Annotated in this window: 16 protein-coding genes; 5 read left to right on the forward strand and 11 right to left on the reverse strand. The window is 63.5% G+C overall.

The features are described 5' to 3' along the window. Positions 1 to 5: 5 nt before the first annotated feature. The 4 genes from plsB to AB6O04_RS16735 form a co-directional block, all read right to left on the reverse strand. Positions 6 to 2,630 (reverse strand): glycerol-3-phosphate 1-O-acyltransferase PlsB, encoded by a 2,625-nt coding sequence (plsB, locus tag AB6O04_RS16720; RefSeq protein ID WP_368565327.1) that lies wholly within the window; start codon positions 2,628 to 2,630, stop codon positions 6 to 8. Between the two features lie 165 nt (positions 2,631 to 2,795). Next, complete coding sequence (locus AB6O04_RS16725; protein WP_368565328.1) at positions 2,796 to 3,725, reverse strand: hypothetical protein; 930 nt, start codon at positions 3,723 to 3,725, stop codon at positions 2,796 to 2,798. Between the two features lie 419 nt (positions 3,726 to 4,144). Beyond that, complete coding sequence (gene pyrF / locus AB6O04_RS16730) at positions 4,145 to 4,867, reverse strand: orotidine-5'-phosphate decarboxylase (RefSeq protein WP_368565329.1); 723 nt, start codon at positions 4,865 to 4,867, stop codon at positions 4,145 to 4,147. Next, the gene (locus AB6O04_RS16735) at positions 4,864 to 5,748 is read right to left on the reverse strand and encodes a 5'-nucleotidase, lipoprotein e(P4) family (protein WP_368565330.1); all 885 of its coding nucleotides are present in this window, start codon (positions 5,746 to 5,748) and stop codon (positions 4,864 to 4,866) included. Before AB6O04_RS16735 ends, pyrF begins: the two co-directional genes overlap by 4 nt. A 113-nt stretch (positions 5,749 to 5,861) precedes the next feature. Between AB6O04_RS16735 and AB6O04_RS16740 the strand changes: the two genes are divergently transcribed. Continuing rightward, positions 5,862 to 6,530 (forward strand): YceH family protein, encoded by a 669-nt coding sequence (locus tag AB6O04_RS16740; protein WP_368565332.1) that lies wholly within the window; start codon positions 5,862 to 5,864, stop codon positions 6,528 to 6,530. 298 nt (positions 6,531 to 6,828) lie between these two features. Here the strand turns inward: AB6O04_RS16740 and AB6O04_RS16745 are convergent, their stop codons facing one another. After that, positions 6,829 to 7,335, reverse strand: a complete 507-nt coding sequence (locus AB6O04_RS16745) for a GNAT family N-acetyltransferase (protein ID WP_368565333.1) — start codon at positions 7,333 to 7,335, stop codon at positions 6,829 to 6,831. Between the two features lie 24 nt (positions 7,336 to 7,359). Then, positions 7,360 to 9,339: a UvrD-helicase domain-containing protein gene (locus AB6O04_RS16750; RefSeq protein WP_368565344.1), complete on the reverse strand. Its 1,980-nt coding sequence runs from the start codon at positions 9,337 to 9,339 to the stop codon at positions 7,360 to 7,362. Between the two features lie 76 nt (positions 9,340 to 9,415). Here AB6O04_RS16750 and AB6O04_RS16755 point away from each other — a divergent pair, with 76 nt between their 5' ends. Continuing rightward, positions 9,416 to 10,039, forward strand: coding sequence for a thymidine kinase (locus AB6O04_RS16755; RefSeq protein ID WP_368565334.1), 624 nt, complete (start codon positions 9,416 to 9,418; stop codon positions 10,037 to 10,039). A gap of 109 nt (positions 10,040 to 10,148) precedes the next feature. Here AB6O04_RS16755 and AB6O04_RS16760 read toward each other — a convergent pair whose 3' ends face one another. From AB6O04_RS16760 to AB6O04_RS16775, 4 genes are all read right to left on the reverse strand, one after another. After that, the gene (locus tag AB6O04_RS16760) at positions 10,149 to 12,953 is read right to left on the reverse strand and encodes a tetratricopeptide repeat protein (RefSeq protein ID WP_368565335.1); all 2,805 of its coding nucleotides are present in this window, start codon (positions 12,951 to 12,953) and stop codon (positions 10,149 to 10,151) included. A gap of 114 nt (positions 12,954 to 13,067) precedes the next feature. Next, entirely contained in the window at positions 13,068 to 13,634 is a 567-nt protein-coding gene (locus AB6O04_RS16765) for an ECF-type sigma factor (protein WP_337344072.1), read from the reverse strand. Positions 13,635 to 13,926: 292 nt separating this feature from the next. Further along, on the reverse strand, positions 13,927 to 14,739 hold the full coding sequence (gene mutM, locus AB6O04_RS16770; RefSeq protein WP_368565337.1) for a bifunctional DNA-formamidopyrimidine glycosylase/DNA-(apurinic or apyrimidinic site) lyase: 813 nt from the start codon (positions 14,737 to 14,739) through the stop codon (positions 13,927 to 13,929). 59 nt (positions 14,740 to 14,798) lie between these two features. Then, positions 14,799 to 15,629 (reverse strand): ABC transporter ATP-binding protein, encoded by an 831-nt coding sequence (locus AB6O04_RS16775; RefSeq protein WP_368565339.1) that lies wholly within the window; start codon positions 15,627 to 15,629, stop codon positions 14,799 to 14,801. A gap of 191 nt (positions 15,630 to 15,820) precedes the next feature. Between AB6O04_RS16775 and AB6O04_RS16780 the strand changes: the two genes are divergently transcribed. Together AB6O04_RS16780 and AB6O04_RS16785 are read left to right on the forward strand one after the other, a co-directional pair. Continuing rightward, the gene (locus tag AB6O04_RS16780; RefSeq protein WP_368565340.1) at positions 15,821 to 17,023 is read left to right on the forward strand and encodes an acyl-CoA desaturase; all 1,203 of its coding nucleotides are present in this window, start codon (positions 15,821 to 15,823) and stop codon (positions 17,021 to 17,023) included. A gap of 71 nt (positions 17,024 to 17,094) precedes the next feature. Then, the gene (locus tag AB6O04_RS16785) at positions 17,095 to 17,397 is read left to right on the forward strand and encodes a hypothetical protein (protein WP_368565341.1); all 303 of its coding nucleotides are present in this window, start codon (positions 17,095 to 17,097) and stop codon (positions 17,395 to 17,397) included. A 237-nt stretch (positions 17,398 to 17,634) separates the two neighbouring features. On the opposite strand, the gene AB6O04_RS16790 is transcribed toward AB6O04_RS16785, so the two are convergent. Continuing rightward, the gene (locus tag AB6O04_RS16790) at positions 17,635 to 18,432 is read right to left on the reverse strand and encodes an undecaprenyl-diphosphate phosphatase (protein WP_368565342.1); all 798 of its coding nucleotides are present in this window, start codon (positions 18,430 to 18,432) and stop codon (positions 17,635 to 17,637) included. A gap of 215 nt (positions 18,433 to 18,647) precedes the next feature. Between AB6O04_RS16790 and glnA the strand changes: the two genes are divergently transcribed. Then, positions 18,648 to 20,057 carry a type I glutamate--ammonia ligase gene (gene glnA, locus AB6O04_RS16795; RefSeq protein ID WP_368565343.1) on the forward strand — a complete coding sequence of 470 codons (1,410 nt, stop codon included), beginning with the start codon at positions 18,648 to 18,650 and terminating at the stop codon, positions 20,055 to 20,057. The last annotated feature ends 92 nt before the right edge of the window (positions 20,058 to 20,149 follow it).

Raw genomic sequence — 20,149 nt, forward strand, 5'->3', positions numbered from 1 at the left:
GCCCCTCAATCCCGCGGTTCCGGCTCCGGCTCCGGCCGCGCGGCTTCCGGGCTGACGCGCTCGATGGTGTGGCGCAGTTCGCGGCCCAGGATGGCCTTGGCGTCTTTGGCCCAGGCATCCAGGCGTTCGTCGAACAGCAACTTGCTGTTTTCATCCGGCCATACCAGGCGCAGCTCGCGCATCTTCTGGATGAAGCCGCGGAACAAGGTTCTGTCGAAGAATTCCGGCGCCGCCGGGGCGTACAGCAGGCTCAAACGCTGCGCTGCTTGCTGGCACAGGCTTTCCAGTTCGGCCGCACCCAATTTTCCCGGGCCGTTCTTCACCAGCACGGAGATCGCGATGTAGTAGCGTTCGAACGCTTGCTGCAGAGAATGGCCGATGGCACGCAGACGGAACACTTCGTCGGTCTGCCCTGCGTTGCGGGCAAGGATGCCGCCATCGTCATCGTTGATCTGTTGCAGCAGGCCTTCGCGAATGAACAGATCGATGGTGCGATCCATGCGTTCGGCGAATTCTTCCTCGCTCCATGGCAGGAACAGTTCCGTCTGCAGGAACGGATACAGGCCGCGACCCAATCGCAATACACCGGCGCGGCTCATACGGCGGTTGTTCTGGAAACAACAGGCGATCCATGCCGACGCCGTGAACAGATGCAGCACGTTGTTGCGGTAATAGCTCATCAGCACGGCGGTGTCGTCGTCGACCACGCTCAGCACGTCGCCCAGCGGATGCTTGACCCGGCGCAGTACGTTGATTTCCTCGCCGTGCGCGATGATGCGCTCGGGGGTGTGCGGGGTAACGGTGACCAGGTCGGAATACGGCAGCTCGGCCAATAGGGTTTTCGACAGTTCGATCTGCGCGATCAAATCCGCTTCGCCCATCGCGTGCTTGGGCGTGGACAGCAGTGCCAGCGCCAGCAGGTTGATCGGATTGACGTCGGCCGCGCGGTTGATGTGCACCTGGATCTGATCGGCTAGCGCATCGACGGTGGCGGACAGCCAAGCAGGCCGTTCTTCCTCGCCCAGCGGGGTGCCATTCCACTCCGGCGCATGCTGCGCCAGTGCATCGTTCAGGGGGATGGGCTGGCCGAAATTCACCACCACCTGTCCGTAGTTCTGTCGAAGCACCTTGGGGATGCTCCACAACAGCGCCCAGATCGATTCTTTTTCCTTGGGGCGGCCGCTCAGCTCGTCCAGATAGCTGTTGCCTTCCAGCAGCTTTTCATAGCCGATGTAGACCGGTTGGAACAGCACGGGTTTCTTCGGCTGGCGCAGGAAGGCACGGACGGTCATCGAAATCATGCCGCCCTTCGGCGGCAGTAGCCGTCCGGTGCGCGAGCGGCCGCCTTCGATGAAGTACTCCAGCGAATAGCCACCGGATACGAGTTGCGCCACGTACTCCGTGAACACCGCCGAATACAGCGGATTGCCACGGAAACTGCGCCGCATGAAGAACGCGCCGCCCTTGCGCAGCAACGTGCCAATCACCGGCAGGTTGAGGTTGATGCCGGCGGCGATGTGCGGCGGCACGATGCCGCGCTCGTACAGCAGATACGACAGCAGCAAATAGTCCATGTGGCTACGGTGGCAGGGCACGTAGACGACTTCATGGCCTGGTGCGGCTTCCTTGAAACGGTCCAGGTGATGCACCAGTACGCCGTCGTAGATCCGGTTCCACACATGCGACAGCAGGAAGCTCGCCGAACGTACGACCGGATTGGAATAGTCCGCGGCGATTTCCCAGGCGTAGGCATGCGCCTTCTTCCACGCGTCTTCTGCCTTGGAATTGTCTCGCCGGGCCTGGTCGGCAATGGCTTCGCGCACGGGCTCCGCAGCCAGCACCTGGTCCACCAGCAGGCGGCGGGTGGACAGGTCCGGCCCGATCACCGCTTCGCGGATGCGGTGGAAGTGGGTGCGCAGCACGCGCGAGAGCTTGCGTACCGTGCGTTCCGGCGGCAGGTCTTCGGCGACGGCGTCGCGCAAGGACACCGGCGCCGCGAACCGGACGATGGTGCCGCGACCGTTCAACAGAATGGCCAGAAGACGGCGGAAGCGGCCGACGATGGCCCAGTTTTCCGAGAACAGCACCGAAAACCAGCCGCTCTGCTTGTCCGGCGCACGACCGACGAAGATCGACACGGGCACCAGCTGCACATCCAGATTCGGATTGACGCGATGCGCCTGCAGCAGGCGGGCCAGCGACCCGGAGTGGGTCTTGGCGCTACCGCTTTCGGGAACATTTCCAGTGAGCATCAGCGCGCTGGCGTTGCGGCGCGACAGCGCCACATAGGCACGCTTGCGTCCCAAAGGATCGCCCGGCACCGGCAGCGGTACCAGTGGCGAAGGCAGGCCGGCATCGCGGCAGGCGCGATCCAGTATCAGTGCGTTGGATAGCCCGTAGTCTTCCAGCACATAGCAAACGGGTCGTTCGTCGATCAGCTCGCGCGGAACTTCCGGTTCGATGTTCAGTGCCAGCCAGGGATCCGCCAGCCGGCTCAGCAGGCGTGCCCACCACGGGCGCTTGGCCGCCTTGGCAGGCACCGTGGCGAGCGCCGACTTGGTAGGCGGCGTTGGCGGCGCGGGGGGCGGGTCCGGAAAAGGCAGGGGATTTTGTTCAGACATCCGGCGCATTATGGCCCAGCAACGTGGACGTCTGGGAAGCGGTGGGCGCGAACCGGTACGAACGAGCTGGATCGACGAGCTTTTGTGACGTTGCCGGTTGGAAGCCGCCGTTTCCGCGAGGATCGATGCCGATGTGCGCAATAGCCGTCAGCGGGCCGCTCGTCCAGCAGCGCTCTAGCGCGCAGGCGGCGCGGGATTGGCGGGCAACTCAGCAACGGCGGGAATCACCGGGGCGGGCGCCGCCAGCACCTGTTCCACATGGCGCAGGTAATCGCTCAAATACCAGTGACCGTCACGAAGCTCGAGGCTGGCGACGGTGTCGATCTCCTGACCCGCCAGTGGGTAGTGGATGCGCACCGTGGCCTTGTCGCCTTTCTGTTCGACCAGACCGGTGCGCAGGTCGGCGAGGCTGGCGTCCAGTGGCAAGCCGTAGTTGTCCAGCACGGCCTTGGCTTCCGCAAAAAAAGGACTGAGCCTTCGCAAGCTGCCTTCCATGCCAGCGGCGGCCAGGTCTTGCTCGCTGGTCAGGCCTGTCTTGCGTGCGGCGGCGGCCAGCCGCGTGATTGTCACGTCCGCATGCTGCGGATCGCCGAGTGGCGCTTCTTCCGCCCACTCGCCGAGCGCGCGGATGATCTGCGCGTAGTGGTCGCGTTCTTCCGTGGTGTAGTTGCCTTCGTTCTTTACGTACTGCACGCCGAACAATCCGAGTGACCGGGCCGCTGCCTTGAGATCGCGATCCTGGCGGGCGAACTGGCTGTCGAATTGACGCCCCAGCCGTCGTTCTGAGTCTTTGGCCGCGAGCACGGCCAGCATCGGCGCCAGCTTGTCTTCCAGCGGGAGCTCTGTCAGCGGCCAGCGGCTGCGGTTCTCGCGCCAGGCGATTTCCAGCTGCGCGTACTGGGCCGGTGGCACCGCCGCCCGCGCGAAGCCGACCAGATCGTTGGCTCGGACATGGTGCGCCAGCTGCCGCACCGCCGCGGCCGGCTCGCTGGCGGCGCCCGCCAGTTCGGCCGGTTCGCGCTTGCACGCGCCTATGGCCAGGACGGCGAGCAGCGGCAGGGCTGCAAGACCCGATCTTTGCAAGGACAGACGAGGTTTGGACATGACGCGGTGACTCCCCAGCCGGCCCACATCTTTGCCGCAAGCCGCCCGGCGGGCAAGGGCAACAATCTCATTCCCTCTCAGAATCTGTCCAAGGCCTTGCTGCGCTTGCCATCTGGCACAAGTGCGGTGCCCGAGATGCTCATGTACCGGTACTACGCTGCGCTTTCTGCGCACCTCACGCACCCCGTAAGTACGGGACAGGCTCTGGCTGCGCTCGCTACAGACTTTGAACAGGTTCTAAGACACGCCTGGCCATAAAAAAGAGGCCGTGCTTTCTCGCGAAAGCAGAGGGCCTCTCAAGCCGGCCGAAGCCGGAGGACAGTGTTGTGGCACATTTCCGGCAGGGCCGGACGCGGCAAGACTACCTAGCCGGATAATTTAATGCAATACCTGAATTATTACGATATATCTAGTTGAATTTATTGAAAACACCCAGCAATTTCGTGCTGGATCGCTTCGGCGGCCGCACGTGGGTCGGCGGCTTGGCTAATGGGCCGGCCGACCACAATGGCGTCGGCACCGCGGCGGAAGGCCTCGGCCACGCCCACGATTCTTTTCTGGTCATCGCCGACGGGTCCGCCCGGGCGGATGCCGGGGCAGACAATGTCGAAGCCCGGTCCGGTCGCGGCGCGGATCACCGCGGCTTCCTGGCCGGATGCGATGACGCCATCGATGCCGGCCGCTTGCGCCGCCAGCGCGCGCTGGACCACAACGTCTTCCGGCGACCGGTCGATGCCCATCTGCTGCAGATCCTGGCCGTCCATCGAGGTCAGCACGGTGACCGCCAGCAGGCGCAGGTCGCCACTGCGCGCGGCGGCGGCGGCTTCCATCATGCCGGCATGCCAGCCATGGACCGTGCAGTAGGTGATTGGCCAGCGCGACAGCCCGCGGATCACGCCCGCCACGGTCGCCGGAATATCGAAGAACTTAAGGTCCACGAAAACGCGCTTATCGTGCTTGGCCAACGCATCCAGCACAGCGAAGTATTCGCCGGAGGCCAGCAGTTCCATGCCGATCTTATAGAACGCCACCGAGTCGCCCAGCCGATCCATCCATGCCAGGGCGTCGGCGCCGTTTGGCGCATCCAGCGCGAAGATCAGGCGCTCGCGGTTGTTCAGACGCAAAGATGCGCGCGAATTCACGGCGCGTAATCCAGGCCGTCGCGCTTGGCTTGGCTGCGTGCTGCAGCCGGCAAAGTCCAGTCGTTGTTGAACAATGCAGGTTCCCACGAACCATAGGTGGGATTGGGCAGCATCCACCAGCGCTCGCCAAACCAGTCGGCGTATTCGTCGTACAGTTGTCCGCGGCCGTCGCGGGTATTCGCCAACACCTGCACGAAGTCGCCGATCTGGTCGCCGAACTGCATCAGCACGCGATACTTCTGGCCGGCCAGCCGGCGCCGGCAGTTCTTCTCCGAGCCGTTCTGCTCGCAGCCCTCCAGCGTGGTGCCCAGTCCCAGGAATACGCTGTCGTCGGGTACTGGCAGGCCCGCTTCGCGCAGATTGGCCACGGTGGCGTCCTTCAGATGCACCGCGCGATTGGAGACGTACAGGATGGTCACGCCCTTGGCGGTGGCGGCCTTGGCGAAATCGACCACGCCTGGCAGCGGTTTGGCTTTCTTCTCGGCCACCCACTGGTCCCAGCTCACTTCGTCGAACTCCTTGCCGTCGCGGATCAGCCGCGCCTGGTAGGGCGAGTTGTCCAGCACGGTTTCATCCACGTCCATGATCACCGCCGGCTTCAGCCCGGCGACGTCATTGCCGCGTTCCTCCGGCACCATTGCGTCCCAGTTCTTTTCCTTCAGCGCCGCGTCCAGATGATCGGCGGCCGCACGGTAGGTTTGCTGGCTGAGCGCTCTGTACTCCACCGAGGTCTGTACCCAGGCCACGGCGTTGAGATTGTCGTGAGCGCTGCTGGTCGTAGGTGCTGGTTTGTCGGCCGGCGTGATGGCGGCGGGTGCTTCGGTGCGCTTGCAGGCGGACAAGGCAAGAGCGGTACAGGCGGCGAGTACAAGCAGGCGCATGGTCGATTCTGGAGAGGGAAACCCGCGCAGTTTACCGGCTGAAAATGACGGCTGGTCAATATTGCGCAACAGCAGTGGGCTATTCTGGCGCGCAATAACAGGGAGAAGACCTTATGGAAACCGCCAGCGAGACCTCGCGTGACGTGCCGCTATTGACCGCCAATGAAGCGCGTTTGTTGGGATGCCTGATCGAGAAAGAGGCGACCACGCCGGACAGCTATCCGCTGACCGTCAACGCCGCTCAATCGGCCGCCAACCAGAAGACCGCACGCGATCCGGTGACGTCGCTCGACACAGGCGAGGTCAACCATACGTTGCGCCAGTTGGAGCAAAAAGCGTTGGCGCGGCAGGTGTTTTCCACCCGTGCCGAGCGCTACGAGCATCGGACCGGCACCTATTTCGGCTTGCCGAAGCAGCAAGTAGTGCTGCTGGGCCTGCTGCTGCTGCGCGGGCCGCAGACCGCGCCTGAACTCCTGGCACGTAGCGAGCGACTATTCAAATTCGCCGATCTGGAAGATATCCGCCATCACCTGGACAGGTTGATCCAGCGCCAATCCGCGCTGGCGATCCAGATTCCACGTGGCCCAGGACAGCGCGAAGACCGCTACATGCACTTGTTGACGGGCCCGGTGGATGTTGAAGCGATCGCCGCGCGTTCATCGGCCGGGTCGGCGGCGGGTGCGGCTTCGCCGGAACTGGAGGAACGGTTGCAGGCACTGGAAGCCGAAATGGCCGAACTGCGCGAACAACTTGCGCAACTGCGGACCCGCCTGGGCGAGTAGCCACGAGCGTCGGGCACATGGGGCCAACCTACGTACCGCGATACCCAGGTAGGAGCGCCGTCCCGGCGCGAGCTCTTCGCTCTCTTGATACGTCCACAGCCCTATGGCGAACAGCAAGCTCCAATCACTGTTCGGCTCTGTCGCGATTTGACAGGGAGAGCTCGCGCCGAGACGGCGCTCCTACCGGCCGGAGGCCGCTCTCTTGCAACAGCCCAGCAACGACGGCGGAAGGTCGGAGCACGCTCCAACGTTAAAGGCAATCATGATGGGGCGGCGTAGTCGATCCGAGCGCGGTAGATCAGCGCGGTAGATCAGAGAGTGTCGCGATCTGCAATGACACCTGCTTGCCGTTCGCCAGCCATTCCCGGCCTACTTCGTGGAATCCGTAGCGCGCGTGGAAACGCTGGGACACTTCGTTGAGCGGCTCCGAATAGAACTCGCACACCACGTTCATGATGCCGGCAGCGCGCGCGAACGCAAACAGATTGTCGTACAGCGCGGCACCGTATCCGCGTCCTTGCCGCGCCGCCGAAACCGCGATCCGATCGATGTACAGGAAACGATCGTAGCGTTCCGAGAACCAGCGATAGTTAGGGCTGTCGTAGTCGGCGCTCTCGCGGAAGACCAACAGGAACGCACCGACGCCGTCCGCATCCACGGCGACGCGGTGGTAGGCAGATTGCGTGTCGAGCTGACGCAGTTTCTCCGCATCCATCGGACTCAACAGATGTTCGGATTCCAGATTGAGCGCGAGGATCGTCGCATGATCGGCGTCGACTGCATCGCGCAGGGTCATTGTGTTCATCGTGTCGTACCTCTGCTGCATCAATCATCCATCCAATAGTGCTTGAATTGCCGACAGACCCGCGCTTGCGCGTTCTTTCTTGCGCGCGGCATCGGCCACCGGGTCTGCGCCATCGCGCTGCAATTCCGATTGCGGCAGTTCGTCCAGGAATCGGCTGGGCTGCAAGCGCATGCGTTCGCCGAAGCGTCGTGTCTCGCGGTTGTAGCTCAACCACAAGGCTTCCTTGGCGCGCGTGATGCCGACATACATCAGGCGGCGTTCCTCGGCCAGATTGCCTTCTTCCAGGCTGGCTTCATGCGGCAGCGTGCCGTCCTCGCAGCCGATGATGAAGACATAGCGGAACTCCAGGCCTTTGGCCGCGTGCAAGCTCATCAGCCGCACTTGATTGCCGCCATCGTCCTTGTCGTTGCGCGACAGCAAGGCCAGTTGCGCGGCCAGATCGCCGGCGCTGCTGCCGCGCGGGCCGCCTTCGAACCAGTCCGCCAGCTCATCCAGATTGGCGCGCCGCCGCGTGAACGAGACATCGTCCTTGCACTGTGCGCGCAGTTCCGCGAGCAAGCCCGAACGTTCGCTCAGGCGCTTCACCAGTTCCGCCGGTGGCAGTTCGTCGGCGTGATGGCGCAGATCACGCAGGATGTCGTTGAAGGCGCTGAGTCCGTTCGCCGCCCGCGGCGGCAATGCCTTCAACGCACCCATCGACTCGGCGGCGCGCGACATTGGCATATGGGCGTGCTGGGCCATTTCCGCCAGCTTGGCCAACGACGTGGCGCCGACTTCGCGCTTGGGCGACTGCACCGCGCGCAGAAACGCCGCATCGTCATCGGGATTCACCAGCAACCGCAACCACGACAGCGCGTCCTTCACTTCCTGGCGCTCCAGGAATGCCGTGCCGCCGGTCAGATGGTAGGGGACGCGCACCAGTTGCAGCGCCTTTTCCAGCGGGCGCGACTGATGGTTGCCGCGGAACAGGATGCAGAAATCGCTCCATGGCGCACCGCGCGCGGTATTCAGGAAGGCGATTTCGGCCGCGATGCGCTCTGCTTCGTGTTCGTTGTCGCGGCATTCCCAGATGCGGATGCGTTCGCCATCGGGCTGGTCGCTCCAGAGTTTCTTCGGGTGCTCGTGCGGATTGTTGGCGATCAGCGTATTCGCCGCGCGCAGTACGCGATTGCTGCAGCGGTAGTTCTGCTCAAGCTTGATGATCTCAAGCTTGGGGTAGTCCTTGGCCATCTGCAGCAGATTGTCCGGATTGGCACCCCGCCACGCGTAGATGCTCTGGTCGTCATCGCCCACGCAGGTGAAGTCGCCGCGTGTGCCGGCCAGCATCTTGAGCAGGCGGTACTGTGCGTCGTTGGTGTCCTGGCACTCGTCGACCAACAGATAACCGATGCGTTCACGCCAGCCGGCCGCGATTTCTGCATTGCCTTCCAGTATCTGCACCGGCAGGCGGATCAGGTCGTCGAAATCGACGGCGTTGAAAGTGGACAGTCGCGCCTGGTAGCGCGCGTACAACTGCGCCGCTTCGCGCTCGCGCGTGGTCTGTGCCGCCGCCAGTGCTTCTTCCGGCGAAAGCCCGGCATTCTTGGCGCGGGAGATCAGCCCTTTGGCCGCTTCCACCGCATCGGCTTTGGCGCCGGTCATCAGGTCCTTCAGCTGGGCGGCGCTGTCATCGGCATCGAAGATCGAGAAGCCGCGCTTCAAGCCGGCGGCAGCATGTTCGATCTGCAGGAACTTCAAACCCAGCGCGTGGAAGGTGCAGATGGTCAGGCCTTCGGCCGCATCGCCCTTGATGCGCTTGCTGACGCGCTCGCGCATTTCCTTGGCGGATTTGTTGGTGAAGGTAATGGCCGCGATGCGCTTGGCCGGTATGCGCCCGGACGAGATCAGATGCGCGATCTTTTCCACGATCACCCGCGTCTTGCCGCTGCCGGCACCAGCCAGCACCAGGAGAGGACCGTGGGTATGCGCAACGGCGGCGCGTTGGGGGGGATTGAGACCGTGCATCGTGTCGTCCGCGAGGGCAGGCATTGTAGCGGACGGCGCGGGCCGCTCCAGCGGCTCCAGGCGCTAAAATCGGCGGATGGCCAAACTCTATTTCTACTATTCGGCGATGAACGCCGGGAAGACCACCACTTTGTTGCAATCCGCCCACAACTACCGTGAACGCGGGATGCGGGCGGCAATCCTGACGCCTCGGCTGGATCACCGGGCCGGCAGCGGTACCGTGGCGTCGCGGATCGGACTGAGTGCCCAAGCGATGACTTTCGAGCGGGAAACCGATCTGGAGGCGGTGATTCGGGCCGACATCGCCGCGCAGGGCAAGCTGCATTGCGTGTTGGTGGACGAGGCTCAGTTCCTCAGTCGCGCCCAAGTGTGGCAGCTCAGCGAAGTCGTCGACGAGCTGGGCATTCCGGTGCTCTGCTATGGCTTGCGCACGGATTTTCGCGGCGAGTTGTTCGAAGGCAGCCAGTATCTGCTGGCCTGGGCCGATGAATTGATCGAGATCAAGACCATCTGCCACACCGGCAAGAAAGCCACGATGACCGTCCGTGTCGACGAGCGCGGCCATGCGGTGCAGGAAGGACCGCAAGTGGAAATCGGCGGCAACGAACGCTATGTGTCGGTCAGCCGCGCGGAGTTCAAGAAAATCGCACGCGGCGAGGGACGGATCGATCCTCTGCAGGCACCGTTTCCGTTTGTTTAAAACATTCTGTCAACGGCACAATCGTAGGATGGGTCGAGCGCAGCGATACCCATCGCGTGTGACCGGCTGATGGGTGTCGCTGCGCTCGACCCATCCTACGGCTGACGAGTCAGACACAACGCGCGCGGAGCTGCTCAGCCTCTCTGGGAATCACGCCACCATCCGGCTGCGCCACCCGCAGTTCTGCAATCAACGCATCCAGATCTCGTTTGGCGCGGTCCCGTTCGCCGTTGCCGCAGCGAATCTCCGCGGCGTAAGTGCGGGCACGCCAGCGCAGCTTGGGGGCTTCGCTGCCATCGCCAGGAGCGTTACTCAATGCATCGAGTTCTTCCAGTGCTTCCGCCGAACCGCCATGTTTGGCGAGATAGCGCGCCAGCGAGAGTTCCGCGAACAAGGTGCGTGGATGTTTGGGTCCGTAGCCGACGCGGGTGAGTTTGACCGCCAGATCGAAGTGCTCCATCGCACCTTCGCCATCGCCCTTCGCCGCCAGCACCTCGCCGATCATGCGGTCGGTGTCGCCCACCAGCGGATGGCTGGCACCGAACAAAGCCGCGCGCAAGCGGCGCGATTCGTTCAATGCGGCCAGCGCTTCGTCATGGCGACCGGCGCTGTGCAGGACCATGCCGTAGTTGAACAAGCCGCCCGGCAGTTGCTGGACGCTGTCGGGACCGCGCCAGATTTCCACCGCACGGCCAATCCGTTCGATGGCGACTTTGGTGTCGCCGCGCTCCCAGGCCAGGATGCCCAGCGAATTCCAGCTGGACGCCGATTCGCGGTGCGCGGGTCCTTGTGCTGCGATCGTCAGGTCGTGCAGCTTGCGTATTTGTTCTTCGGCTTCGCCGAAGTGGCCAAGATCGACGTGCACGGCGGCCATCTGGCGGCGGACGGCAATGGTGTTGGGGTGTTGCGGGCCATGGATGTCGTTGGCCAGGGCCAGTGCGCTGTCGAGCGTTGTCAGCGCGGTTTGCGTGTCGCCGCGATTGCGATACAGGACGGCCAGGCTACGCTGGATGTCAACGGTCGATGGATGACGGCCTCCCGCGTGCAGCCGCAAATGCGCCAGTGCTTCGCCATATCGGCGGATCGCGCCTTCGGAATTGCCCGAATCGCTGTCCAGCGTGGCCAGGTCCAGCATGTTTTCAGCCACGCCGGTTTCGTCTTTCAGGTCGCGGCGAATGGAAAGTGAGCGCTCGAATAGTGGCCGAGCGGTCTGGCGTTCGCCGACCGCGCGCCGGCAGCGGCCGTTCTGGGAAAGGAATTCCGCCGTTTGCTGCGGCAGCTGCAGCAGCATGCGTGACGCTTGCGACTCGAGTGGCGCCATCAGTGCGAGGCATTCCCGCGATCGCCCCAGCAGGCGCAGTACGCGGCCTCGTTGGATGACCGACTCCAGGCGCAGACTCTGCGGCGCGGCATTCAAGCCGGCCAGCAATCGGCTTTGCTTTTCCAGCAGTGCATCGGCTTGCCGGTAGTCGCCCAGGCCGATGCGCAGCCGTGCAATCACCCCCAGAAGCTCGGCATGCGCCAGCGGCTGATGGGCCAGTTCGCGTTCGCCACGGCGTTCGCCGGCGGACAACAATTCACGTGCATCGAACGCATTGCCCTGTTGTGCAGCGCCGGCGTTATCGAACAAGCCAATCACGAAATCCTGCATGGCTTGCGCGCGTGCGGCTTCACGCACCGCTTGCTGCCCCTGCCAGATGCTGACCCCCAGGGCGGACAGCAGCAGCAGGGTCGTAAAACTGCCGGCCGCCAGCGACCAGCGGTGCCGGGACAGGTATTTGCCGGCGCGGTAACCCAAGGTCTGCCGGCGTGCATGTACCGGTCGGCCTTTCAGGTGACGCTGCAGATCCAATGCCAGCGCTTCTACCGAGGGATAGCGTTGCTCTGGCGGCTTTTCCAGCGCCTTCAGCAGGATGGCATCCAGATCGCCTGCAAGTCGCCGCGCATTGCGACGGGTTTCCATGCATTGCGTACGGCCGCCATCGGGTCCGCGCTGCGCGGCCACCGATGGCTTGAGCGGCTCGACCGCAAGAATGGCTTCTTCCCACTCCGCGTCGGTCTGCCGCCGCAAGCGATATGGCTTGGTGCCCGCCAGCAGTTCGTAAAGCACCACGCCCAGCGAATAGACGTCGGTCATGGCGGTGACCGGCTCGCCGCGCACTTGCTCCGGCGCTGCGTAGTGCAAGGTGAAGGCGCGGACCTCCGCGCGTGGATGGGCCGGTGCCGGTTCGGGATCGTCCAGCAGCTTGGCGATGCCGAAATCCAGCAGCCGCACCTGACCTTCGGGGGTAACCAAAATATTGGAAGGCTTGAGGTCGCGGTGGACGATCAAATTGGCATGCGCATGGCTGACCGCTTCGCAGACCTGCAGGAACAGATTCAAGCGTGCGTCCAGCGACAGGTTGTGAGCCTCGCTGTAATCCGTGATCGGCACGCCTTCCACGTACTCCAGCGCCAGGTAAGGCTGTCCCTCGCTGCCGATTCCGGCATTCATCAGCCGCGCGATGTTGGGATGCGCCAGCCTTGCCAGGATCTCGCGTTCGCGAGTGAAGCGAAGACGCAGATTGGGGTCGGCCAATCCAGGCCGCAGCAGTTTCAGCGCGACCATATGGTGGTACATGCCATCGGCGCGGGTGGCCAGCCACACCATACCCATGCCGCCTTCGCCCAGTATCGATTCCAGGCGGTACGGACCCATCATGGTGCCGGCTTGCAACTGCCCTGGGTGATCCATCAACGGCTGCCCCATGAACTCGTCGCTGCCGTCTTCCAGCGCCAGCAGCTTTTCCAGTTCGTCGGCCAGTGCGGGATCTTCGGCGCGCAGGATGCTCAACCGTTGCGCACGCGCAGGCGGTTCGAGTTCCAGCAGTACGTCCAATAGAGGAGACAGGCGTTGCCAGCGCTCAACGTCCATGACGGCTACCCGGTTTAGAGCGGGTTATGCGCATGGAAATAAGGTGCAAGGCTGCATGGCGCTGCGATAGCCACGTTCGTGCTCATCCCCAACTTCCATAGTCGCTAACAGGCCCTAGTCTTCCTGCATGGCCGCAAGCAGGAACAGACGGGCTTTTTGCCAGTCGCGGCGGATGCTGCGTTCGGAACGTTGCAGCAACTCGGCGATTTCCAACTCGGACAAACCGGCGAAGTAGCGCAGTTCGACGACCTTGGCGAGGCGTTCGTCGGCCTGCGCCAACTGGTCCAGGCCGGCGTTGAGTGCCAACAGGTTTTCGTCCACCCGGATGCCGCCTTCCACTTCCTCGGGAATGTCGGCCACGCGCTTGAGGTCGCCGCCGCGCTTGCGCGCCAGGCGGCTGCGCGCGTAGTCGACCACCACGCTGCGCATCGACGAGGCGGCGTAGGCGAAGAAGTGCGCGCGGTCTTCGAACTTGGCGTTGCCGCCGGTGCCAATGAGTTTCAGGTAGGACTCGTGCACCAGGGCGGTGGCGTCCAGGGTGTAGCCGTGCTGGCCCGACAGCTGCCGGCGCGCCATGGTGTGCAGTTCCTGGTAAAGCGTGGACAGCACACGGTCCAGCGCGGCGCGGTCCCCTTTGCGGGCCGAGTCCAGCCAGAGCGTGATATCGGATGAGTCGGCCATCTGTTTCCCCTCGACGCCAGGCCCAGAATATAGCGGTAAACCAGGCTGCTGCGTATCGGCCATATGGATGCGGCACTCAACTTGTTTGAGTGCCCTTCCTTTTTCCCTCCCTCGCGTGCGGGGGGTGAGGACGGGCCGCTTGCGCGGCATGCCGCGCGGTCCGGTCGAACGCTCGGCGTGCTGCGCCGAGCCGGACGGGCAAGGGTGGGGGCGATTGATTCGGTCGATTTCCAGCCCATTCGTCCCGAATCAATCGTGGGACGGAGACGATTGTCCTATAGCCAAGCGAGGGTCATCGCTGGCAGTGACCGCACCAGACGGTGGCGCGCTGGCCGATGTTGGCCTGCTTCAACGGCCGGCCGCATTGGCGGCAGGGTTCGCCGCCGCGGCCGTAGACCAGGAGCTCCTGTTCGAAATAGCCCGGTGCGCCGTCCGGGCTGATGAAGTCGCGCAGGGTGGTGCCGCCACGGATGATGGCATTGGCCAGGATCGCCTTCACGGCGTCTGCCAAGGCCGCATAACGCTCGCGCGACACCTTCCCCGCGGCGCGCAGCGGTGAAATGCCGGCGCGGAACAGGCTTTCGGCCGCGTAGATATTGCCCACGCCCACCACCACGGCCTGATCCATCAGGAAGGTCTTCACCGACGCTTTGCGGCCGCGGCTGAGGGCGAACAGGTAGTCGCCGTCGAATGCGTCCGATAGCGGCTCTGGTCCTAACCCTTGCAGCAGAGGATGTATCTGCCCTTGCGGCTGCCACAGCAGACTGCCGAAGCGGCGCGGGTCGTTGAAACGCAGCACCCGGCCGGAACTCAGCGCAACGTCCACATGGTCATGCGTGCTCACCGGAGTGCTGGCCGGCAGCACCCGCAGGCTGCCCGACATGCCCAAATGCAGCAGTGCACTGCCGGTGTCCGCTTCCAGCAGCAGGTACTTGGCGCGCCGGTGCACGGCGGCGATGCGCTGGCCAGGCAGGTCGCGCGCGATCTCCGGTGGAATCGGCCAACGCAGGTCGGGCCGGCGCAGCGTCACACCGCTGACACGCTTGCCTTCGATATGCGGCGCCAAGCCTCGGCGGGTGGTTTCTACTTCGGGTAGTTCGGGCATGGAAAGCCGGGAGTTGGGAATGGGGAATGAGGAAGCGGAAAAGCGAGAGCGGGTGTGCTTCAGTGATGGCTGGCGTAGAAGCGGTCTTCTTCGCGACGAATGTGCAGCGGCCCGCCGTAGGCGAAAGAAAGATGTTCGGAGGTGAGCGTGTCTTCGCGCGATCCGTCTGCCACGACGCGTCCCCCTCGCAACAGCACCACCCGGCCGAATTCCGGGACGATCTCTTCGATATGGTGGGTTGCCAGTATCAGCGTGACGCCTTGCCGCGCCAGATCACGCAGCAAGTTCAGGAAATGCTGCTGCGACACGAGATCCAGGCCGGTCGTCGGCTCGTCCAGCAACAACGCCCGAGGCTGGTGCACCAATGCGCGCGCGATCAACACCCGCCGCGCTTCGCCGGTGGAAAGTTCGGCCAGGTAGCGATCGGCGAGCCCAACGGCGTCCATCCGCGTCAAGGCGTCGCGGGCGCTGGCGTGCATCTCGGGCGTGGGTTCACAGTCCGGCGGCAGCACCAACGTGGCGAAGTAGCCGCTCAGCACGGCGTCCATTACTGTCAGCTGCGGCATGTCCAGCAGATCGCGGGTGAGGTCGCCGGTCACCACGCCCAGCTGCGTGCGCAATTGACTGACGTTCCAGCGCGCCATGCCCAATACTTTTACCGGCGCTTCGCCTTCGCGCGCCAAGGGGTACAACTCGCGGTTGATCAGTTTGATGAAGCTGGATTTACCGCAGCCGTTCGGGCCCAGCAATGCCGTGTGCTGGCCGAGCTCGATCCGCAGCGAAAGCGCGTGCAGCACCACCGCCGATCCCCGCACCACGGTGGCGCGGTCCAGTTCGATCAAAGGAGAAGAGATGTGTGGCGACAGCGCGTGATCTGCGGGGGAGGACATTTGATTCCGTGGTGAAGGAATAGGCACGAAAGTCGGCTCGTGTAGCCACCGGCGCGGCACATTCACATGTGCTCACGCGGCCTGAATACCATACGCTGACGACGGGTGAAGTTTGGCCCGTCACACGCCATTATTATGCGGCTGGCCTCAACACCGATTCGCGCCGGCGCCTTTGCCTTGGAGCTCCCGCAATGCCTGATTCACTGTACAACTTCCTCGTCGGGGGCCTGGCGGGTCTCGGTTGGGCCGGCCTATCGATAGTGCTGCTGGTGTTCACCCAGCTGACGATCTTTTCGGTCACCTTGTACCTGCACCGCAGCCAGGCGCATCGCGGCGTGGATTTCCATCCGCTGCTCAATCATTTTTTCCGCTTCTGGACCTGGCTCACCACGTCCATGATCACCAAGGAATGGGTCGCCATTCACCGCAAGCACCATGCGAAGGTGGAAACCGAGGAAGATCCGCACAGCCCGCAGTTCAAGGGCATCAAGACCGTATTCTGGCGTGGGGTCGAGTTGTACCGCGAAGCGCGCTGGCAGCGGGCCGACATCGAACAGTACGGCAAGGGCGCGCCGGACGACTGGATCGAGCGCCATCTGTATACGCCACATGCCACGATGGGCCCGACGGTGCTGCTGTTCATCAACTTCGCCTTGTTCGGCATTCCCGGTATTGCGCTATGGGCGATCCAGATGGCGTGGATTCCGTTCTGGGCCGCCGGTGTGGTCAATGGCTTGGGCCATTGGTGGGGCTACCGCAATTTCGAATCCGCAGACACCTCCACCAATCTCACGCCGTGGGCGGTGTGGGTTGGCGGCGAGGAACTGCACAACAACCATCACGCGTTTCCCAGCTCCGCGCGCTTTTCGATGCGTCGCTGGGAGTTCGATATCGGCTGGGCGATGATCAAGAGCCTGGAGAAGGTGGGGCTGGCCAAGGTGCTGCGCGTTGCGCCCACCCTGGATATTCGGCCGAACATCACCGTGCCCGATACCGACACATTGAAGGCGCTGCTTTCGCACCGCTTCCTCGCCATGACCGACTATCAGCGCAACGTGTTGAAGCCGGCATTGAAAGAGGAAGCCGCCCAGGCCGGTGCCAAATTGCGCAAGCTGTTGCCGCGCCGTCTGCGCAAGGGCTTGGTCGACGACGGCCGTTGGCTGAACCCGGACGCACGCGAACAACTGCAGCGCTGGGTGTCGCAGCGTCCGCGCATTCGCACGCTGGTCGAATACCGCGCCAGTTTGGCCGCGTTGCTGGAGGCACGCAGCAACGATGCCAATGAGCGCCTGAAGCAGTTGCAGGCCTGGTGCCATGAGGCCGAAGCCAGCGGCATCCGGGTGCTGCAGGATTATTCCGCGCGCTTGAAGGGTTACGCCTTGGCGGCGCATTGATGCCGCCTCTTAGCCGAAATATTTGCGATCACGGTAGGAGCGCCGTCTCGACGCGCGTCATAGGTTTGTTGATGTTTCTGCCGGTTGCGGCAATGGCCCAGGTCAACGCCACCAGCGACTACCTGGCGCGCATGGACAGCGATCACGATGGCCGCGTGGGCCCGATCGAATTCCTGGACTGGATGAGTTACGCCTTCGATGCACGCGACGGCAATCGCGACGGGGTGCTCAGCGCCGATGAGCTTCCAGGTGGCCGCGGGCAGGCCATAACCCGCGATCAGCACCGTGAGCGTTTGGCGGCGACGTTCAAGAAGCAGGACACGAATGGCGACGGATATCTCAGCGCCAGGGAGCTTGCGGCGCCGCCGCAGTGATTCTGAGGAGGGTTCTTTGTTGTGGGAGCGACGTAAGTCGCGATGAGGCTTTACCGGTAACGCTTCATCGCGACTTACGTCGCTCCCACAACGAAGATCCCTTCGCAACTAGAGCCAATTGCCGTCGGTATCAGCCCTCGTAGAGCGGAGCTTGCTCCGCTGCTCTTGTTGACGCACGCGGTTAACCGGACACGGATCGAAAAGCAGCGGAGCAAGCTCCGCTCTACGAGAAAAGCTTCAACTCCCCGCCGGCATCAGCAACAACAACAAGCCACCCAACACGATCCGATATACGGCGAAGCCGGTGAAGCGGTGCGCCTTGATGTAGCCCAGCAGCCATTTCACTACGATAAAACCGGTGGCTGCTGCGGCGGCGAAGGCCAGGCCTACCGCGCCCCAATTCTCCTGGCTCACATCGCCCTCCATCAGCAGCTCCAAAAAGGCATAGCCACTGGCGGCGAACATGGTGGGAATGCCGACCAGGAAAACGAACTCCGTCGCCGATGAGCGCCGGCTGGTACCGGCCAGCATCGCCATGAAAATCGCCGCCGCCGAGCGCGATGTGCCGGGGAACACGCCCGCCACCACCTGTGCCAGGCCGACAAGCACGGCCACTTTCCAGGTGATCTGCCATTGATCGTCACCGCGGCGTTCGGCGAAATGCTCTGCCACCAGCATCCACACGCCGCCCAGGATCAGCGCCCACGCCACCGGCGTGACGGTTTCGGGCAGTTCCCAGCCGGCCAGCCGCACCGGCAGTCCGACCAGCGCCGTCACCAGGAAGGCGACCATGAGCTTGGCCACGTAATCTCGGTTGGCGGCGTCGCGCCAGCCCGTGGCGAGGTCCCACAAGCGCCGCCGGAACACCAGCGTGATGGCCAGGATGGCCCCGGCCTGGATGACGATGTTGAAGAAGTCCGAGCGCGCGCCCAGCCAGTGCTGGACGATTAGCAGATGGCCGGTGCTGGAAATCGGCAGGAACTCGGTAAGGCCCTCGATGATGCCGAGCAGCAGGGCGGCGAGAAGATCGGTCATGGACAGTTCGGTTGGGGGTCGAAGCGTCCAAGGATAGAGGAAAACGGTTACGACCCAAATTGGGGATACGTAGAGGATTAAAGAACCAAATAGGTGCGTTATCGCCGCTACGGTTTGGCCGCACATCAGCAAAATCAATAGGTTGCAGGTTCTCCGAGGTTGGCACGTCCCTTGCTCACAAGCAGGCACGTTCATATCTAACCTGAGGTTCCAAGATGTCTGCGGACAATGTTGAAAAGCTGATCAAGGACAACAAGGTCGAATTCGTCGACCTGCGCTTTGCCGATATCCGGGGTGTGCAGCACCACGTGACGTTCCCAGCGAACATCGTGGAACCCGCCCTGTTCGAAGACGGCAAGATGTTCGACGGCAGTTCGATCAGCGGCTGGAAAGGCATCAACGAATCCGACATGGTGCTGCTGCCCGACCCCAGCACCGCCTATCTCGACCCGTTCTCTGCCGACCCCACCGTCATTCTGGTGTGCGACGTGCTGGACCCGGCCACCATGCAGAGCTATTCGCGCTGCCCGCGCGGCGTCGCCAAGCGCGCCGAGTCCTACCTCAAGTCCAGCGGCATCGCCGACCAGGCGTTCTTCGGCCCGGAACCGGAATTCTTCATCTTCGATTCGGTGCGCTACGCCAATGAAATGGGCAACACCTTCTTCAAGATCGACTCCGAAGAAGCGGCCTGGAACAGCGGCACCAAGTACGAAGGCGGCAACAGCGGCTATCGCCCAGGCGTGAAGGGCGGCTACTTCCCGGTACCGCCGGTCGATTCGCTGCACGATATCCGCGCCGAAATGTGCAAGACGCTGGAGCAGATCGGCATCGAAGTCGAAGTGCACCACCACGAAGTGGCCACCGCCGGCCAGTGCGAGATCGGCACCAAGTTCAACTCGCTGGTCAAGAAGGCCGACGAGCTGCTGGCCATGAAGTACATCATCAAGAACGTGGCGTTCCGCAACGGCAAGACTGCCACCTTCATGCCCAAGCCGATCGTCGGCGACAACGGCAGCGGCATGCACGTGCACCAGTCGCTCGCCAAGGGCGGCACCAACCTCTTCACCGGCGACGGCTACGGCGGTCTGTCGCAGATGGCGCTGTGGTACATCGGCGGCATCTTCAAGCATGCCAAGGCGATCAACGCGTTCGCCAACTCGGGCACCAACAGCTACAAGCGCCTGGTGCCGGGCTTCGAAGCGCCGGTGATGCTGGCCTACTCGGCGCGTAACCGTTCGGCTTCGTGCCGCATTCCGTGGGTATCCAATCCGAAGGCACGCCGCATCGAAATCCGTTTCCCGGATCCGCTGCAGACCGGCTACCTGACCTTCACCGCGCTGATGATGGCCGGCCTGGACGGCATCAAGAACCAGATCGACCCGGGCGCACCGAGCGACAAGGATCTGTACGACCTGCCGCCGGAAGAAGAGAAGAACATCCCGCAGGTCTGCTCCAGCCTGGACCAGGCACTGGAAGCGCTGGACAAGGATCGCGAGTTCCTCAAGGCCGGCGGCGTCATGAGCGACGACTTCATCGACGGCTACATCGCGCTGAAGATGCAGGAAGTGACCAAGTTCCGCGCGGCCACTCACCCGCTGGAATACCAGCTGTACTACGCGAACTGATCGAACCAAACGCTTCAGCCGAGTTCTTGCGGCGATGGCGACGGGGCCCCCCCCCCCCCCCCCCCCCCCCCCCCCCCCCCCCCCCCCCCCGA

Origin of the sequence: Pseudoxanthomonas sp. UTMC 1351 (genome assembly GCF_040948865.1) — a bacterium.
Lineage (GTDB): Bacteria > Pseudomonadota > Gammaproteobacteria > Xanthomonadales > Xanthomonadaceae > Pseudoxanthomonas_A.

Bases quoted from the DNA above. Each gene is read 5' to 3' on its own strand.
- AB6O04_RS16775 (WP_368565339.1), bottom strand. From the start codon at position 15,629: ATGTCCTCCCCCGCAGATCACGCGCTGTCGCCACACATCTCTTCTCCT.
- AB6O04_RS16740 (WP_368565332.1), top strand. From the start codon at position 5,862: ATGGAAACCGCCAGCGAGACCTCGCGTGACGTGCCGCTATTGACCGCC.
- AB6O04_RS16745 (WP_368565333.1), bottom strand. From the start codon at position 7,335: ATGAACACAATGACCCTGCGCGATGCAGTCGACGCCGATCATGCGACG.
- mutM (WP_368565337.1), bottom strand. From the start codon at position 14,739: ATGCCCGAACTACCCGAAGTAGAAACCACCCGCCGAGGCTTGGCGCCG.
- AB6O04_RS16765 (WP_337344072.1), bottom strand. From the start codon at position 13,634: ATGGCCGACTCATCCGATATCACGCTCTGGCTGGACTCGGCCCGCAAA.
- plsB (WP_368565327.1), bottom strand. From the start codon at position 2,630: ATGCGCCGGATGTCTGAACAAAATCCCCTGCCTTTTCCGGACCCGCCC.
- AB6O04_RS16750 (WP_368565344.1), bottom strand. From the start codon at position 9,339: ATGCACGGTCTCAATCCCCCCCAACGCGCCGCCGTTGCGCATACCCAC.
- AB6O04_RS16780 (WP_368565340.1), top strand. From the start codon at position 15,821: ATGCCTGATTCACTGTACAACTTCCTCGTCGGGGGCCTGGCGGGTCTC.
- AB6O04_RS16755 (WP_368565334.1), top strand. From the start codon at position 9,416: ATGGCCAAACTCTATTTCTACTATTCGGCGATGAACGCCGGGAAGACC.
- AB6O04_RS16790 (WP_368565342.1), bottom strand. From the start codon at position 18,432: ATGACCGATCTTCTCGCCGCCCTGCTGCTCGGCATCATCGAGGGCCTT.
- glnA (WP_368565343.1), top strand. From the start codon at position 18,648: ATGTCTGCGGACAATGTTGAAAAGCTGATCAAGGACAACAAGGTCGAA.
- AB6O04_RS16725 (WP_368565328.1), bottom strand. From the start codon at position 3,725: ATGTCCAAACCTCGTCTGTCCTTGCAAAGATCGGGTCTTGCAGCCCTG.
- AB6O04_RS16760 (WP_368565335.1), bottom strand. From the start codon at position 12,953: ATGGACGTTGAGCGCTGGCAACGCCTGTCTCCTCTATTGGACGTACTG.
- AB6O04_RS16735 (WP_368565330.1), bottom strand. From the start codon at position 5,748: ATGCGCCTGCTTGTACTCGCCGCCTGTACCGCTCTTGCCTTGTCCGCC.
- AB6O04_RS16785 (WP_368565341.1), top strand. From the start codon at position 17,095: ATGTTTCTGCCGGTTGCGGCAATGGCCCAGGTCAACGCCACCAGCGAC.